Origin of the sequence: Variovorax sp. dw_308 (assembly GCF_019207085.1) — a bacterium.
Classification (GTDB): domain Bacteria; phylum Pseudomonadota; class Gammaproteobacteria; order Burkholderiales; family Burkholderiaceae_C; genus Variovorax.
The window spans coordinates 280761-297536 of sequence record NZ_JAATOM010000006.1; the positions used below are offsets into that span (position 1 = coordinate 280761).

The 16776-nt window shown below is 65.0% G+C and carries 12 protein-coding genes; 9 read left to right on the forward strand and 3 right to left on the reverse strand.

The window, feature by feature from the left end; genetic code table 11:
* Positions 1 to 160: 160 nt before the first annotated feature.
* From HCU76_RS15430 to HCU76_RS15450, 5 genes are read left to right on the forward strand one after another with little or no spacing between them, the layout of a single operon-like run.
* Positions 161 to 1117, forward strand: coding sequence for a TauD/TfdA family dioxygenase (locus HCU76_RS15430; protein WP_218509878.1), 957 nt, complete (start codon positions 161 to 163; stop codon positions 1115 to 1117).
* 25 nt (positions 1118 to 1142) lie between these two features.
* Complete coding sequence (locus HCU76_RS15435; RefSeq protein ID WP_218509879.1) at positions 1143 to 2489, forward strand: ABC transporter substrate-binding protein; 1347 nt, start codon at positions 1143 to 1145, stop codon at positions 2487 to 2489.
* A gap of 5 nt (positions 2490 to 2494) precedes the next feature.
* Complete coding sequence (locus tag HCU76_RS15440; RefSeq protein ID WP_218509929.1) at positions 2495 to 3436, forward strand: carbohydrate ABC transporter permease; 942 nt, start codon at positions 2495 to 2497, stop codon at positions 3434 to 3436.
* Entirely contained in the window at positions 3423 to 4370 is a 948-nt protein-coding gene (locus HCU76_RS15445) for a carbohydrate ABC transporter permease (RefSeq protein WP_256354198.1), read from the forward strand. The genes HCU76_RS15440 and HCU76_RS15445 overlap by 14 nt, the downstream gene beginning before the upstream one ends.
* Before the next feature lie 22 nt (positions 4371 to 4392).
* On the forward strand, positions 4393 to 5469 hold the full coding sequence (locus tag HCU76_RS15450; RefSeq protein ID WP_218509880.1) for an ABC transporter ATP-binding protein: 1077 nt from the start codon (positions 4393 to 4395) through the stop codon (positions 5467 to 5469).
* Positions 5470 to 5510: 41 nt separating this feature from the next.
* Here HCU76_RS15450 and HCU76_RS15455 read toward each other — a convergent pair whose 3' ends face one another.
* Positions 5511 to 9890 carry a hypothetical protein gene (locus tag HCU76_RS15455; RefSeq protein WP_213954437.1) on the reverse strand — a complete coding sequence of 1460 codons (4380 nt, stop codon included), beginning with the start codon at positions 9888 to 9890 and terminating at the stop codon, positions 5511 to 5513.
* Positions 9887 to 10630, reverse strand: a complete 744-nt coding sequence (locus HCU76_RS15460) for a RusA family crossover junction endodeoxyribonuclease (RefSeq protein WP_213954438.1) — start codon at positions 10628 to 10630, stop codon at positions 9887 to 9889. The genes HCU76_RS15455 and HCU76_RS15460 overlap by 4 nt, the downstream gene beginning before the upstream one ends.
* A gap of 584 nt (positions 10631 to 11214) precedes the next feature.
* On the opposite strand from HCU76_RS15460, the gene HCU76_RS15465 reads away from it, so the two are divergent.
* The 4 genes from HCU76_RS15465 to HCU76_RS15480 all read left to right on the forward strand — a co-directional run bounded on the left by HCU76_RS15465 (position 11215) and on the right by HCU76_RS15480 (position 16060).
* Entirely contained in the window at positions 11215 to 11739 is a 525-nt protein-coding gene (locus HCU76_RS15465) for a universal stress protein (RefSeq protein ID WP_218509881.1), read from the forward strand.
* A 156-nt stretch (positions 11740 to 11895) separates the two neighbouring features.
* Positions 11896 to 13968: an acetate--CoA ligase gene (gene acs, locus HCU76_RS15470; RefSeq protein WP_218509882.1), complete on the forward strand. Its 2073-nt coding sequence runs from the start codon at positions 11896 to 11898 to the stop codon at positions 13966 to 13968.
* A gap of 2 nt (positions 13969 to 13970) precedes the next feature.
* Complete coding sequence (locus HCU76_RS15475) at positions 13971 to 14279, forward strand: DUF485 domain-containing protein (RefSeq protein WP_218509883.1); 309 nt, start codon at positions 13971 to 13973, stop codon at positions 14277 to 14279.
* On the forward strand, positions 14276 to 16060 hold the full coding sequence (locus tag HCU76_RS15480) for a cation acetate symporter (RefSeq protein WP_213954442.1): 1785 nt from the start codon (positions 14276 to 14278) through the stop codon (positions 16058 to 16060). The genes HCU76_RS15475 and HCU76_RS15480 overlap by 4 nt, the downstream gene beginning before the upstream one ends.
* Before the next feature lie 32 nt (positions 16061 to 16092).
* On the opposite strand, the gene HCU76_RS15485 is transcribed toward HCU76_RS15480, so the two are convergent.
* Positions 16093 to 16737: a peroxiredoxin gene (locus tag HCU76_RS15485; RefSeq protein ID WP_218509884.1), complete on the reverse strand. Its 645-nt coding sequence runs from the start codon at positions 16735 to 16737 to the stop codon at positions 16093 to 16095.
* Positions 16738 to 16776 lie beyond the last annotated feature (39 nt).

Sequence of the window (16776 nt, forward strand, 5' to 3'; positions counted from 1 at the left end):
CTTACTACTCAAACATCTGAGCTTCGATGGTGCGTTCGCATGCGCGAAAAGCGAATTTGGTTATCTGGATTGCTTCGTAGCAAAGCGCGTTCTTCAGCGACTCGCGCCCATAGCATTCGTGCCCCATACCGATCCCACGCATCCGCAGGAGCACAAGACCATGAGCACGCAGACCCCGTCCGCCATCGATGACACCTTCAACGCCTTCAAGGTCCGCCGCGTGGCCGGCAACATCGGCGGCGAGGTGCTCGACCTCAAGCTCTCGTCCACCTTGCCCGAGGCCACGCAGGACGAGATCACGGCTGCGCTGGTCAAGCACAAGGTGCTGTTCTTCCGCGGGCAAAGCCAGCTCGACGACAGCGAGCACCAGGCTTTCGGCGCGCGCTTCGGCAAGACCGTCGCGCATCCGACGGTGCCCTCGCCGCAGGGCACCAAGCTGTTCGAGCTCGACGCGTCGAAGGGCGGAGGACGCGCCGATTCGTGGCACACCGACGTGACCTTCGTCGATGCCTTCCCGAAGATCTCGATCCTGCGCGGCGTGACGATCCCGGCCTATGGCGGCGACACCGTCTGGGCCAACACTGCCATCGCCTACGAGCGCCTGCCAGACAACCTGAAGCGCCTGGCCGATTCGCTCTGGGCCGTGCACAGCAACGACTACGACTACGGCGCCGACCGCGTGCAGGTCGAGGAAGAACGGCTGCGCCATCACCGCAACGTGTTCGTGTCGGCCGTGTACGAGGCCGAGCATCCGGTGGTGCACGTGCACCCGGTGTCGGGCGAGCGCGCGCTGCTGCTGGGCCACTTCGTGAAGAAGCTGGTCGGGCTGTCGAGCACCGAGTCGGCGCGCATCTTCGAGCTGCTGCAGAACCGCGTCACGCGGCTGGAGAACACGGTGCGCTGGAACTGGCGGCAGGACGACGTGGCGATCTGGGACAACCGCGCCACGCAGCACTTCGCGATCAACGACTACGGCAAGCAGCCGCGCCTGGTGCGCCGCGTGACGGTGCATGGTCAGCCGGCCGTGTCGGTCGATGGGCAACGCAGCCGCACGCGCAGCCGGCCCGAGGCGACGAATGACGAGCGCATCGATGAGCTGATCACGGCAACAGCCTGAAGCCCATCACGCACGCGAGGCAAATATGCACAACGATTTCAACAACGGCCGCCGCGGTCTTCTCAAGGCCGGCGCGGCACTCGGCGCAGGCGCACTCCTCCCCGGCCTGGCCGCAGCACAAGGCGGCGCGAAGAAGTTCGACGGCGTCACGCTCAACGTCTCCACCTTCAGCGCCGCCTACCCCAAGCTGCTGCAGCAATGGCTCCCCGAATTCGAAGCGCTGACGGGCGCCAAGGTCAACTTCGACGCGCCCTCCTTCCCCGTCTACAACCAGCGCGTCGACTTGGAGCTGTCGACCCGCGGCGCGGCCTACGACGTGGTCAACGTGACCTTCATCTATTCGAGCCGCTGGATCAACTCGGGCTGGCTCACACCGCTCGACGACTACATCCGAAACCCCAACCTCACGCCGGCCGACTTCGACCTCAACGACTTCCTGCCCGGCGCGCGTGCACCCGAGACCGGCAAGGACGGCAAGCTCTACGGCGTGCCGTGGACCGCCGAGGCGCTGCTCACCGCGTCCTCGCGCTTCGACCTTGTGCAGAAGGCCGGGCTCGCCTTCCCCGACACCACCGACGACCTGGTGAAGGTGCTGCGCGCCGTCAACAAGAAGGAGCGCGTGGCTGGCTTCGTCGCCGACAACCACTACGGCTGGACCTTCGTGCCCTACCTGCATGCCTTCGGCGGCGACGTGTTCCGCAAGGCGCCCGACGACCTGTTCCCCACGCTCGACACGCCCGAGGCGATTGCCGCCGGCGAGTACTACGCCAACCTGCTGAAGGAGTTCGGCCCCGACGGCGCCGTGACCTACCAGCCCGACCAGGTGACGCAGGCCCTCAAGCTCGGCCGCGTGAACTTCACCGATGCGGGCCAGCTGTACCTGGCGCAGCTCGGCGATCCGGCCACCAGCAAGACGATCCAGACCGTCAAGTTCGGCCTCATCCCCAAGGGTCCGGCCGGGCGCTTTCCGGGCACTGCGGTACACGCGCTCGGCATCCCTGCCGGCTCGAAGAAGAAGGAGGCCGCGTGGGCCTTCATCCAGTGGGCCCTGAGCAAGCAGACCACGCGCCGCGCAGTGGCAGCAGGCTACGGATCGCCCGCGCGCCGCTCCGACATCGACTCGCCCGAGTACCGGCAGAAGCAGGTCATCAACGGCAGCGACCTGGCCAAGCTCTCGCTCGAATCGATCGACCTCGCCGCGAAGAGCGGCCACATGAAGTACCGCACCGTGTCGGTCTATCCGCAGGTCGACCAGCAACTCAACAAGGCGATCGAGCTCATCGTGAGCGGCCAGCTGTCGGCGAAGCAGGCCTTCCAGCAGGCGCAGGCGCAGTCCATCGCGGAACTGAAACGGGCAGGCCTGAACCTGTGAGCGCGATCGCCGTTGCACGCGGTGGCAGTACGGCCGGCGGCAAGGGCGGCGGCAAGGGCGGAAGCTGGGAGGCCGAGCGCCGCCGCGCCTTCCTCATCGGCCTGTCGCCTTCGCTGCTGGTGCTGCTCGCGATCACGCTGGTGCCGGCCGCGGCGTTGCTGGTCGCGAGCCTCACGCCGCTGAGCCTGACCGACCCGGCCAACACCTTCCGCTTCGACGACCCGCTCGGCAACTATCGGCACCTGCTGGAAGACAGGCGCTTCCTCGCGTCGATCGCGGTGCAGCTCAAGCTGTCGGTGGTCAGCGTGGTGCTGCAACTCGGCGTGGGGCTGGGCCTGGCGCTGCTGCTCAACGGCAAGTCGAAGGTGCTGGGCGCGACGCGCACCGTGTTCCTCATCCCGATGGTGCTGCCGCCGATCGTCGTCGCGCTCATCTGGAAGATCATCTACACGCCCGACGTGAGCCCGATGCACCGTGTGCTGGAGGCCGTGGGCCTGCCGGTGCGCTCGCTCATCGCCAACCCCGACACGGCCCTGTGGGCGCTCACGGTCGCCGACACCTGGCAGTGGTTCCCCTTCACGATGCTGATGGTGCTGGCCTCGCTGCAGATGATCCCGGACGACCCGCTCGAAGCGGCCAGCCTCGACGGCGCCAACCGCTGGCAGCTGTTTCGGTACATCGTGTTCCCGTACATCCGGCCGGTGCTGGTCGTGTGCGGCCTGTTCCGCCTCATCGACAGCTTCAAGGCCTTTCCGCTGATCTACGTGCTGACCAACGGCGGGCCCGGCTCGGTCACCGAAGTCACCAACTACTACGGCTTCATCCAGGCCTTCAACTTCTCCTACTGGGGCTATGCGAGCGCGATCGCGATGGTGATCCTCGCGGGCGTGTTCACGCTGAGCTTGCTCGTCGGAAAACTCGGATGGAACGACCATGCAGAGCGGTAACTACGCCATCGACGGCGGCATGCTGATCGGCGCACACGACGAGGGCGTGTCGCTGCCTGCTGCGCCCGCGCCCACGACGTTGCGGCCTGCTGCGACGACACGGCCCCGCACGCACACGAAGAAGAAGTCGTGGCTGCGACGCCATGCGCGCCCCATCGTCGCGGTGCTGCTGATGCTGCTGGTGCTGTCGCCCTTCCTCTGGCTGGTGCAACTCGCCTTCAAGCCCGCGGGCGACCTCTTCGAAGACAGCCTGCTGTTCGTGCCCACGCTCGACAGCTTCAGGAGCCTGCTGCAGGGCAACTTCCTGAAGTCCTTCGGCAACAGCCTGCTGGTGAGCACGCTGTCGACCGGCATGTCGTTGCTGATCGGCGTGCCGGCCGCCTATGCGCTCACGCGCTGGCAGTTCCAGAGCCGCGACCGCATCGCGCTGTGGATTTTGGTGACGCGCATGGCGCCGCCGATCGCCTTCACGATTCCGTTCTTCCTCGCATACCAATACCTCGGCCTGCAGGACACGGTGATCGGCCTGGCGATCGTGTACCTCACCTTCAACCTGGCCATCGTGATCTGGTTGATGCAGACCTTCTTCGAGGCCGTGCCGGTCGCTCTGGAAGAGGCCGCGTGGATCGACGGCTGCGGCATCTGGCAGGCCTTCTGGCGCATCACGCTGCCGCTCACCGCGCCGGGGCTCGCGGCCACGGCGGTGCTCTGCTTCATCTTCTCGTGGAACGATTTCTTCTACGCGCTGATCCTCACGCGCACCAACGCCATCACGGCCCCGGTCGCGATCGTCAACTTCCTCCAGTACGAAGGCTGGGAATGGACCAAGATCGCCGCGAGCGGCACGCTGGTGATGTTCCCGGTGATCGTGTTCACCGTGCTGGTGCGGACCTACCTCGTGCGCGGCCTCACGGCCGGCGGCGTGAAAGATTGATTGATTGAACGGAAAAGAAGCCATGTCCTCTTCCATCAGCATCCGCAACCTCGTCAAGGACTTCGGCAGCACGCAGGTGCTGCGCAACATCGACATCGAGATCCACGAGGGCGAGTTCCTCGCGCTGGTCGGGCCTTCGGGCTGCGGCAAGTCGACGCTGCTGCGCATGATCGCGGGGCTGGAGAGCATCACCAGTGGTGAGATCCGGCTGGGCGACGAGACCATCAACGACGTGGCGCCGCGGGATCGCAACATCGCGATGGTGTTCCAGAACTATGCGTTGTATCCGCACATGACGGTCGCGGAGAACCTGGGCTTTGCGCTGTCGCTGCAGGGCATCGACCGCAAGGAGATCGCGCAGCGCGTGGGGCATGCGGCCGACATCCTGGGCCTGGGGGAGTTGCTGGCGCGCAGGCCGAAGCAGTTGTCAGGCGGCCAGCGCCAGCGCGTGGCGATGGGCCGCGCGATCGTGCGCCGGCCCGAGGCTTTCCTGTTCGACGAGCCGCTGTCGAATCTCGACGCCAAGTTGCGCGTGCAGATGCGCACCGAGATCAAGGCGCTGCATCAACGGCTCGGCACGACGACGGTGTACGTCACGCACGACCAGGTCGAGGCGATGACGATGGCGGATCGCATCGTGGTGCTGAAGGACGGCATGGTCGAGCAGGTCGGCGCGCCGCTGGCGCTGTATGACCAGCCGCGCAATGCGTTCGTCGCAGGGTTCATCGGGTCGCCGGCGATGAACTTCATTCCGGGGCGCTTGCAGCTGGACGGGGCTTCACCACCGCATGTGGTGACGGATGACGGGCTGCAGTTGCCGCTGGCGCGGCCTGCGCGGGGGGCGCATGGGGACCGGGTGTTGTACGGGGCGCGGCCGGAGCACTTCACGCTGGATGCGAGCCGCGGGGCGGGGGCGGATGTGATCGTTGTGGAGCCGACGGGGTCGGAGACGCAGATCGCAGCGCGGTTCGCGGGGCAGAACGTGATTGCGGCGTTTCGGGATCGGATCAGTGCACGGCCGGGGGATCGGCTGCCGCTGTGGCCGCTGGGGGAGGCGGCGCATTTGTTTGATGCGGGGAGTGGGGTGCGGTTGAATTGAGGTGGTTGCACGTTCGAACAATCGGCGGCTCCAGACTGATCTCAGTCACTCACGTCAGTAGCCGAACGGCAGCGATGCACCCGCGTCGCAGCCTTGGCACAGCTTGAAACGTCAACGACACAGATTTCCGGCTGCGGGCCCGAAAGCGATGACTCCCGGATCGTTGCCGCCAAAGCGCGCAGCCGCTCTACGACGGCCTCGAAGTTCAGGAACGTTCCGTCGGTCAGTTCCCATCCTTTCGGCCGCCGCGTCTGATGCACGAGTAAGAGGATGCCTTCTCGGCCATCTTGGGCGCGCAGATATTGGCCGCAGAGTTGTTTGACGAGGGCGTCTTTAAGCTGTGGCAGCGTCCAACTTTCCGCCACCTTGATCTCGGTTGCGACGTTGGCATCGCTGGCCTTAGCCCTGAAGCGCAGGTCCGGCTCCTTCTCTTCGGCGACGTGCGGCTCGCGCTCAATCGAATAGGCCGTTCCTTGTACGTGTCGAAGCCGGTCGGCCAACCAGTTCTGAACTGCAGGTTCGTCAGGTAGAGCGCTCAAGGTTGTACCCTGCCGAAAATCACCATGGATCAGGTCATGCTCCAGGTCTTCCAAGCGTTGCAGTGCGACGAGCTGCAGTTCCCGTCCCGTAACGGGCGGGCGCTCAAACCGCTCTTCAACCTGGCGCGCTTCTCCTGCTGTCCATGCGGTGTGCTCGGCGTCTTCTGCCGCGCGATCGTGTACCAAGGCACGCAGGCGCGATGCCGGTATCGGGAACCCAGGCGTGTCTATCAACCGCAGGATCGCCTCGAAAGTCGCGGCCCCGGGCATGCTGACCAATGCCTTGAATGCCGCCGATCGCGCCTCCTGGGCTTCGTCCCGTTCGTCCGGTGAGTACACCCCCTTCTTGGCGCGATCACGGTCATCTTCGATCCGCACGATGCGGTATGCCAGCAGGACGAGGCGTTCCAGTGTGGCAAGGTCAAGTGCAGCAGCCGATGGTTCTGAGCGCCCCCAACGCGAGCCGACTATCTGAGGTAGGGCGCGTTCGACGAGAGCTGTCTTCTCAGCTTCGCCAAGTCGGTCAAGCTTCGCGACCAGGGCGTCCGTTGCGCCTTGCGCGTTGATCGCATAGGCCGCGCCGAGATACTGCGCGCAGACCTGGGGATCGTCGGTGCCCTGAAACCTATAGAGAACAAGCGTGTACAGATCACCTTTTTCAACTTCGGGCAGACCGCGCACGAGGATGGGCAGCAAGGGTCGCAGGGCCAGTTGGTTCAAACCAGGCCTGGTCTGCAGCTCGCGCCATAAGGCGAGGGACATCAGTCGCGCGAGGTTTTCCGGGCCACGATATATGTCTTCCAGGGTTTGGTAGTGGACGCCCGGCGTTGGGTTGTCGAGATCACTGCCCGCTTCCTTGGCGAGCACCTGTTCGACGGCGGCGGGCCAAGCCGCGGCCAATGCTCCAATCCACTTGGGAAAGCCGTTGATTTCGAGTGTCGCGTACTCGGTGGCGCGAACGGCTTGCTCTTTAGTCAGCTGTGCTGCCCAGTTCGGCCGCGATGCCGCTTCGATTGAGACGCCAGCGATGCACATGCTATCGATCATGCCGATCTGGTTGCGCTCGTTCGGTGCGCGTTCGCTATGCAGCGTTGGCTTCCAGCTTCGCCAAATTTCGGCAAGCCTGTCGGCAAATGCTGTCGCGACTTCCTGCCCAGCAATCTCGGCGATAGGAGCGACGGTGTCGATGGCGTAGTGCGAACTGCCGCGAACGGCCTGGCGCAGCAGTTGCCATAGGTCATACACCCGTCCGTCAACGGTATTGGGTGCCGTGGGCAGGAGCTGCTGCAGCTTCACCGGATCAGCGCGCATTTCGGTGACGAAATCGACCCATGACTGTTCCCGCTGGGCCTGCGCTTGCTTGCCTGCCCGCTCGGATTTAGCCAGCTCTTCCTCGCTCTTGATCTCTTCTGCAGACTTGACTCGCGGCGTAATCCACTCGGTGTAAGCCGCCTGCATGTCGCTGTCGGAGGCGGCAACAGCAGCAATGCGCGCCTTCAGCGCCTCATCTTGTTGGTCTTCGTTGAACCACAGGCTGAGTGCTGCGTTGATTGCCAGCTGCCGTTCTGTAGCGCGGTCCCTGCCAGGTGCATCGGCGAGCAGCCAGTCGATATCGACTAGAACAAGTCCCGGCGGCCAGCCGAGGAACTTCATCTGGAAGGCATGGAGCAGCGGACGACCAGTAAGGATTCTGTGATTGCCGAGACGGTCGGCTGCCCGCCAGAAGGCCGCACGCCGGCGCTCCGGCGTCCGGTGCAGCTGCTCAACAGCGTCCGCTCCCTTCTTGAGCCGCCGTTGTGTCCGATCGAAGCGGCGATCGCCGATTCGCAGCACGGCGTCGATTGCTGCCTCGGGTGCGGCGTTCGGCGGCGACAGTTCGAGCAGTTGCTCCGCCGAGGTTGCAAGCGTTGTCGCGTATTGCGCGTCTCGCGATGAACTGTCGTCGGCGTCAGGATCGGGCGGCTCCGGTGCCAGCTGACTCAAGAGCCCGTCGATCAGCTTGGTTAGATCGGCAGCGGTTGCCAGTTTCGCGGCGAGGTCAGCGCCGTGCCAATCCAGATTGAAACCGCCGCCCTCACCATCACCAAGGTGCACGACCGCAAGAATGGCGAGCAAGTCATCGACATTGATCAGCCGCGGGAACAGGTCTTCCACGGCCTCCCATACGACGGTAGCCGGGATCGATGCACAGTTCCGCCTGACGTATTCGGCGTAGTTCGTTCGCTGACGATCGTCGCCGGCCGCAAGCAGCGCCCGGCCAGCCGTGATTGCGGTGTAGAGATCGGGAAATTGGCCGAATGACGCGGCCTCCGCGATGCCGGCGCATTCACCAAGTTTGCCAAGCCAGATCAACCGGAGGACGAACCGGCGAATTTCAGCGTTGCCCTTATCGGTCTCCCAGATGGCGCGCAGCGCGGGCGCGATATCCGGCTGGGTGAACCGTGCCAAGCTGCCGATGCCCAGCAGCGGGGTTTCCTCATCCCTGCGCATCCGCTCGATAAGTGCCGTCAATACGGCCTGGCGCGTCGCCGGAGGCAGGCTTGCCGGGTCGCCAGCGGTGAAGAGCAGAAAGGGTGCACGACGTATGACTTCGGTTGCCACGCTCTCATCCCAGAGGCTCAACCAAGCCGCTGTTTCGAGCATGGAGGGCTTGATCAGCTCGACCCCGTAGGTTCGCGAAAACAAGAAATCGTGCAGCCGGCGCCGAGGCAGATTTGCTTGTCGCAGTCGGTGCAGCCAGCGTGCAGCAAGATAGGCGCGTACTACCCCCTCGTTGTCGTTGTGCAGCCTGGCACGCCCGAACGTGGCCGGGTCGAATGCCGGTCTTGTCAACAACTGCAGCCGGTCTTCGCTCGGCCAGTCCGGCAATACGTCATCGATCGTGGCCGCAGGTCGGGCATCTTCGAGCGGCGCATCCCTGTCCGGTATGGCGATGGTGGTCTGCCGACCGAATACCAGTGCAGCCCCGATTCGTTCCAGCCCGCGATGCGCACGCTCGGCATCTAGAGAATCGCGACGAGCGCGGTCGGGGTCCACTTCCCGCACACGCTCACGCAGGCTGGCCTCGATCATCGCCATGAAGCTGCCGAGGCGGCCGTGGTCGCGCCAGTTGCGCACGATCCAGTCTAGGTCTAACGGCCGTCGCGCGAAGTCCCACATGTTCGCCGCTTGAATCGCATCGATGAGGCTATCCATCTCAGGCGCATTCTTGGCGGCGGCATATGTCCGCACCTTGTCGGCATCGAGCGAGGCCATTACGACGATCAATGGCGTCTCTGCCGGTGTCGGCTCCGGTGGCTTCTCATGGCGCAGCACGCGGCGGATCAGCTCATCGAGCGGTGGAACGGGTTCGGCCACGCTCTCACGTGGTAGTGGCAACTCCTCGTTCAGCCGGCGTGCGTCGCGGGCGAATTCCCAATCGGTGTGACGGCCGGAGAGCACGATATGAGCACGGCCCTCCGCGCCAACTATTCCGTTGGCGATCTGTCGCAGGGCGCGCTCAAGCCGAATGTTGTCGAGCTTTGCTTCGTCAATCGAGTCGATGAAAAACCAACCCGATTCGCTGCTGGAACGCCAGGCGTTCAGACGCGCCCCGTCGGCCGGGCGCAGGGCGCTTTCGAGCCCCTCTCGGCCAACATCCTGAACAGTCGCATAGAAGGCAAACTTGCCTGCGGCAGTTTGCAGGCACGCTTGCTCTGTCAGCTCTTCGGTCTTGCCGCTGCCGGCTTCGGCCAGGATGACGACGCGGCGCTTTGCGAGCAGGTCAGGCCATCCGAGCCTGCCATCCGAAAGGCCGGCGGCTGCGCGGTATCGCGAATGGGCAAGCCCATCGGCATCTTCGCGCCATTCGTAGAACCGGCGATCAAGCGCTACCGTGGTCACTTGTCAACTTGCTCTGCGATTCCGGGGTCGTGCAGTGTCCAGGTCTTGAGTGGGACAAGCTCAAATCCCGACTGCTCGACTCGCGTGCGATGGAAGCCCATCAAGATCGGCGACACGTACTTGCCGTGCTGGAAAGCGCGGAACTGCGGCAGACCGGCCTGACGCAGTTCGTGACGCAGGGTCCGCTTGCGCCGGGTCATGTCCGCCAACGCGTGCGCCAGGTCAAAGGTCTGTTCCACCGAAACGGCTTGCAGCCCTTCCGTCGTCCATGCCTGTTCAGACAGCGGGTAGTACAGGCCGTCCGGCATCTCATAGAAGCGCAGGGGCAACGGCATGAAGTCGTCTGGCGAGGCCTTGATCGCCATCTCAAAGCGCGCGCCACGTGGCACATCGACCCATGAAATGTCGATGTGCTGGACTTGGCAGTCGTCGATCAGCAGACCGCCGTGGCCCTTGATCGTGTCGAGCAACTGCTTGGCATGGTTGTCGATATCGCCATAGGACGGCGTTTCGAGCATCTTCTGTTCATCGAGGTAGAGCACAACTCGAAGCGAAATCTCGCCGACGAAGACGTACTTGTTGGTCAGCTGCTCGCGGACCATTGCCTTGAACGCGGCGCGGGCGTTGCCAGCGTTAGCGTATGAGACTGGCTCAAGGTCGAAGGTCTGCTGCCACTCTCCGAACATCGGGTCGATACCCGCGGCTGCGCCTCGGCGCTCAATCTCAAATGGCTCGTCCATATCGTCCTCAACTGCTACCCCTCGTATGCGTCTCTTTACCAGGGCAAGTCGCGGTGCGATCGCAGCTTCGCGCTACGCCGACGTACCAGGCCAAGATTGCCATGCGCGAATTGTGCCGTGAATGGGGTCGGATGCGGGGCTTAAAGACCGGCAAGTAGTTGATTCATAAGACACGAGCGCCGCGCCGAAAGTCTCATAAGCGCTTTGAACGGCCGGTGTTCTCGCAAGCGGTCAGCAGAGACATCGGGTCCGAGCGACAGCCGTCGCTGCATACCTGCCGCCACATGGTCATGAGTACAACGGAACGGGACCCGGTTCCAATCGCGCGCCGAAACTAGTCCCGCCAACGCACCTCGCCACGCCCCGCAGGTCCGGAGCCCCCTCGCCTATCCGGCTGTTGCAGCGAATCGATCACGTGCAGCATTCCGTCGAAGTTGCGGCCAGATGCTGGCCCGACAGGTGATGTTGCGCAGATCAACTCTTCGGGTCGATGAAAAGACGGTGCCAGCCGCCCCAACTCGGTATCCCACCGCACAGATCCCCCCGCCCAACAAGCCTACAACCGAGTGTTCCCAGGAGCACTCATGTACCAGCGAATCCTCGTCCCCCTCGACGGAAGCCCCACCTCCACACGCGGCCTGCAAGAGGCCATCCGTGTAGCCCAACTCACCAAGGGCCGCCTGCGGCTGATGCATGTGATCGACGAGCTTTCGTTCGCCCTGGGCATGAGTGCCTATGCAGGCTACGGCGGCGACTGGCTCGGCCTTCTTCGCGAAGCCGGAGCGAGCGTGCTGGAACAGGCCAAGTCGGCGGTCGTGGCCTCCGGTGTCGGCGTCGAAACGCTGCTGGAGGACCACCTGGCGGGCCCGGTGCACGTCATGGTGACGGCCGAAGCCAGCCGCTGGCCGGCGGACCTCATCGTGCTCGGCACCCACGGGCGGCGCGGCATCGGGCGCACGGTGCTGGGAAGCAGCGCGGAAAACATCCTGCGTTATTCGACCGTGCCGGTGCTGCTGGTGCGCGATCTGCCGGAGGCCAAGGCGGCTGCCGCGGCTTCGGGCGAGAGCGTGCGCCTTCACGCGCCCCCTGGCGCGGTGGCCATGCAATAGCCAGGCGCGCCAGTCGCGCGCGCCATGCAGGGGCCGCGGTGCGATGCCGCTCGGTGTGCCACCGCACAGACCGCGCGGCAAGGTGCGCGCAGGGTAAGAGGTAGCCAAGAGACAGGGAGGAAGTCGGATCCATCCATCCACAGAGAAGACATCACCATGAAGACAATCAGCCACGACGCTGCGGTCGCGCTCGGCGGCAAGGTCCCGCGCTTTGCAGCGAACGACAACAGCGACGACAGCAGCACCGCCAACCCGGCCCATGCGGCCGCCAGCAAGATCCATCTCCATCCCGTGCCGGAGTCCATCCTGAAGCGGGCGTACGTATCAGGCATGCCGGCCTACCAGAAGCTGGTGGCGGAGGCCGATGCCGACCACGCCGCCTACTGGGCCCGCCTCGCACGCGAGTTCGTCACATGGAAGACGCCCTTCGCCCGCTCGCTCGATCACACCAAGGCGCCCTTCTTCAAGTGGTTCGAGGACGGCACGCTGAACGTCTCGTACAACTGCCTCGACCGCCAGGTCGAGCGCGGCCTCGGCGACAAGGTCGCGATCCAGTTCGAGGCCGACGACGGCCAGGTCAGCCGCGTCACCTACAGCGAGCTGCTGGCGCGCACCTGCCGCCTGGCCAATGCGCTGAGAGCGCGCGGCGTGAAGAAAGGTGACCGCGTCGTCATCTACATGTCGATGAGCATCGAGGGCGTGGTCGCGATGCAGGCCTGCGCCCGCGTCGGCGCCACGCATTCGGTGGTGTTCGGCGGCTTCTCGGCGCAGAGCCTGCGCGATCGCATGGAAGGCGCCGGCGCGGTGATGGTGATCACGGCCGACGAGCAACTGCGCGGCGGCAGGCAGCTGCCGTTGAAGGCGATCGTCGACGAGGCCATCGCGCTCGGCGGATGCGATGCGGTCAAGGACGTGATCGTCTACCGCCGCACCGGCGGCAAGATCGAATGGCACCCGGCGCGTGACCACTGGATGCATGAAATCACCGCCGACCAGGCCGACACCTGCGAGCCCGAATGGGTGGGCGCCGAGCACCCGCTGTTCCTGCTCTACACCTCGGGTTCCACCGGCAAGCCCAAGGGCGTGCAGCACTCGAGCGGCGGCTACCTGCTGCATGCAGCGGTCACGACGAAGTGGACCTTCGACCTGCACGACGACGATGTGTTCTGGTGCACCGCCGACATCGGCTGGGTCACGGGCCACACCTACATCGCCTACGGCCCGCTGGCCATCGGTGCGACCCAGGTCGTGTTCGAGGGTGTACCGACCTACCCCGACGCGGGGCGCTTCTGGCGGATGATCCAGGATCACAAGGTCACGGTGTTCTATACGGCGCCGACGGCGATCCGCTCGCTCATCAAGGCATCGACCGCCAACGACGAGGTGCATCCGAAGTTCTACGACCTGTCGAGCCTGCGCATCCTCGGCTCGGTGGGCGAACCGATCAATCCGGCCGCGTGGGAGTGGTATCACGCGAATGTGGGCGGCGGCCGGTGTCCCATCGTCGACACCTTCTGGCAGACCGAGACCGGCGGCCACATGATCACGCCGCTGCCCGGCGCGACACCGCTGCTGCCGGGCTCCTGCACCCTGCCCTTCCCCGGCATCGCGGCGGCGATCGTGGACGAAGCCGGCAACGACATGCCCGTTGGGCAAGGCGGCCTGCTGGTCGTCAAGAAGCCGTGGCCGGGGATGATCCGCACGATCTGGAACGAGGAAGAGCGCTTCAAGTCCAGCTACTTCCCCAGCGAACTCAAGGGCTACTACCTCGCGGGCGACGGCGCCATCCGCAATGCGGACAACGGCTACTTCACCATCACCGGCCGAATCGACGACGTGCTCAACGTGTCGGGCCACCGGATGGGGACCATGGAGATCGAATCGGCCCTGGTGTCGTGCACCGAACTCGTCGCCGAGGCTGCCGTGGTGGGCCGGCCGGACGAGACCACCGGCGAGACCATCTGCGCTTTCGTGGTGCTGAAGGGGCCGCGTCCGACCGGCGATGAGGCGAAGCGCATCGCGGTCGAACTGCGCAACTGGGTCGGCAAGGAGATCGGGCCGATCGCCAAGCCCAAGGACATCCGCTTCGGCGACAACCTGCCCAAGACGCGCAGCGGAAAGATCATGCGGCGCCTGCTGCGCCTGATCGCCAATGACGAGCCCATCACGCAAGACATCTCGACGCTCGAGAACCCGGCTGTCCTCGAACAGCTGATGGAAAGGAACTGACCATGCAAGACGACCTGACGACGCGCATCCTGCGCGACCCGAACTACCAGGAGCTCAAGTCGACGCGCTCGCGCTTCGGCTGGTGGCTGGCCGGCGCGATGATGGTCGTGTACTACGGCTTCATCCTGCTGGTGGCATTCGACAAGACTTTCCTGCTGACGCGGCTCGGCGCAGGCGTCACCACGATCGGCATGCCGCTCGGGCTCGGCGTGATCGTCTTCACCGTTGTCATCACCGGCATCTACGTACACCGCGCCAATGGGCGCTACGACGCGCTGACGGCCCTCATCGCAAAGAAGGCGCGGACATGACCCACCCCCGAACGCGCCTGCGGCGCCTCACCCTCGAGGGGGCGCACCCAGCGGCCCGGCAGAGCCGGTTCCGCGGGTGCCCACGAACATGTTTCGCAGCGCTCGCACTGATTTCCTCCTTCGCGCAAGCAGCCGGTGCGGACCTCGGCCAGCTCGAGAAACAGCCGACCAACTGGACCGCGATCAGCATGTTCGCGGCCTTCGTCGTCGGCACGCTGTTCATCACGAAGTGGGCGGCGGCCAAGACCAAGAGCGCGGCGGACTTCTACACCGCGGGCGGCGGCATCACCGGCTTCCAGAACGGCATGGCCATCGCGGGCGACTACATGTCGGCCGCGTCGTTCCTCGGCATCTCGGCCGCGGTGATGGTGGGCGGCTTCGACGGGCTGATCTACTCGATCGGCTTCCTGGTCGGCTGGCCGGTCGTCACCTTCCTGCTGGCCGAGCGGCTGCGCAACCTGGGCAAGTTCACCTTCGCCGATGTCGCGGCCTTCCGCTTCGGGCAGACGCCGGTGCGCGTGTTCGCGGCGTCGGGCACGCTGGTGGTGGTGGCCTTCTATCTCATCGCGCAGATGGTGGGCGCGGGGCAGCTCATCAAGCTGCTGTTCGGGCTGGAGTACTGGATCGCGGTGGTGATCGTCGGCGCGCTGATGATGGTGTACGTGCTCTTCGGCGGCATGACGGCCACGACGTGGGTGCAGATCATCAAGGCCTGCCTGCTGCTGGCGGGCGCCACCTTCATGGCCTTCATGGTGCTATGGAACTTCGGCTTCAGTCCGGAGGCGATGTTTGCCAAGGCGGTCGATGTCAAGACCGAACTCGCGACGGCGGCGGGCCAGTCGAAGATGGACGCGGCGACCTCGGGCTTCTCGATCATGGGGCCGGGCGGCTTCATCAAGGACCCGATCTCGGCGATCAGCTTCGGCGTGGCGCTGATGTTCGGCACCGCGGGCCTGCCGCACATCCTGATGCGCTTCTTCACCGTGCCCAATGCCAAGGAGGCGCGCAAGTCGGTGCTGTGGGCGACGACGTGGATCGGCTACTTCTACGTGCTGACTTTCATCATCGGCTTTGGCGCGATCACTTTCGTGCTGACCGACACGCAGTTCCTCGACCCCAAGGGCGGGCTGCTCGGCGGCGGCAACATGGCGGCGGTGCACCTGGCCAAGGCGGTGGGCGGCAACGTGTTCCTGGGCTTCATCTCGGCGGTGGCCTTCGCGACGATCCTGGCCGTGGTGGCGGGCCTGACCTTGTCGGGCGCGTCGGCGGTGTCGCACGACATCTACGCGACGGTGGTGAAGAAGGGCAAGGCCGACAGTGCGTCGGAACTGAAGGTGTCACGCATCACCACGGTGGCGCTGGGCATCGTGGCCGTGGTGCTGGGCATCGTGTTCGAGAAGCAGAACATCGCGTTCATGGTGAGCCTGGCCTTCGCGATTGCCGCGTCGGCCAACTTCCCGGTGCTGCTGATGTCGGTGCTGTGGAAAGACTGCACCACGCGCGGCGCGGTGATCGGCGGCTTTTTGGGACTGATCTCGTCGGTGGTGCTGACCATCGTGTCGCCGGCCGTGTGGGAAGCGACGCTGGGCCATCCCGCAGGCTCTGCGCTGTTTCCGTATGCATCGCCTGCGCTGTTCTCGATGACGATCGGCTTCGCGGGGATCTGGCTGTTTTCCATCCTGGACAAGAGCGCGCGCGCCGTGAAGGACCGCGGGGGCTTTCTGAGCCAGCAGGTGCGGTCTGAGACGGGTATTGGGGCGGAGGGGGCGTCGGGGCACTGAGGGCTTGAGGCTTCAGGCGCTCGTGGCCCGCATCATCTGTTGGGTTGCGGCGTGATGCGCAGGTAGGGCCGCACCGCCGTGTAGCCCTTCGGAAAGCGCTGCGCAATCTCCGCCGGGTCCTGGATGCTCGGCACGATCACCACGTCGTCCCCATCGCGCCAGTTGGCCGGCGTCGCGACCTTGTGGCTGTCGGTGAGCTGCAGCGAATCGATCACACGCAGGATCTCGTCGAAGTTGCGGCCGGTGCTGGCGGGGTAGGTGATGGTGGTGCGGATCACCTTCTTCGGGTCGATGATGAAGACGCTGCGCACGGTCGCGGTGGTGGACGCGTTCGGGTGGATCAGGTCGTACAGGTCGGCCACCTTGCGGTCGGCGTCGGCCAGGATCGGGAAGTTGACCGTGGCGTTCTGCGTGTCGTTGATGTCGCCGATCCACTGCTTGTGCTTGTCGACGGGGTCGACGCTCACCGCGATGGGCTTCACGCCGCGGCGGGCGAACTCGGTGCCCAGCGCCGCGGTCTTGCCCAGCTCCGTGGTGCACACCGGCGTGAAGTCGGCCGGGTGCGAGAACAGCACCACCCACGAATCGCCCGCCCAGTCATGGAAGTCGATGGGGCCGTCGCTGGAGTCTTGCGTGAAGTCGGGCGCGGTGTCGCCGAGGCGGAGTGTCGTTGTCATGGAGAGGCTTCCGGTTGCTTGAGTGAATGGATGAAGAGT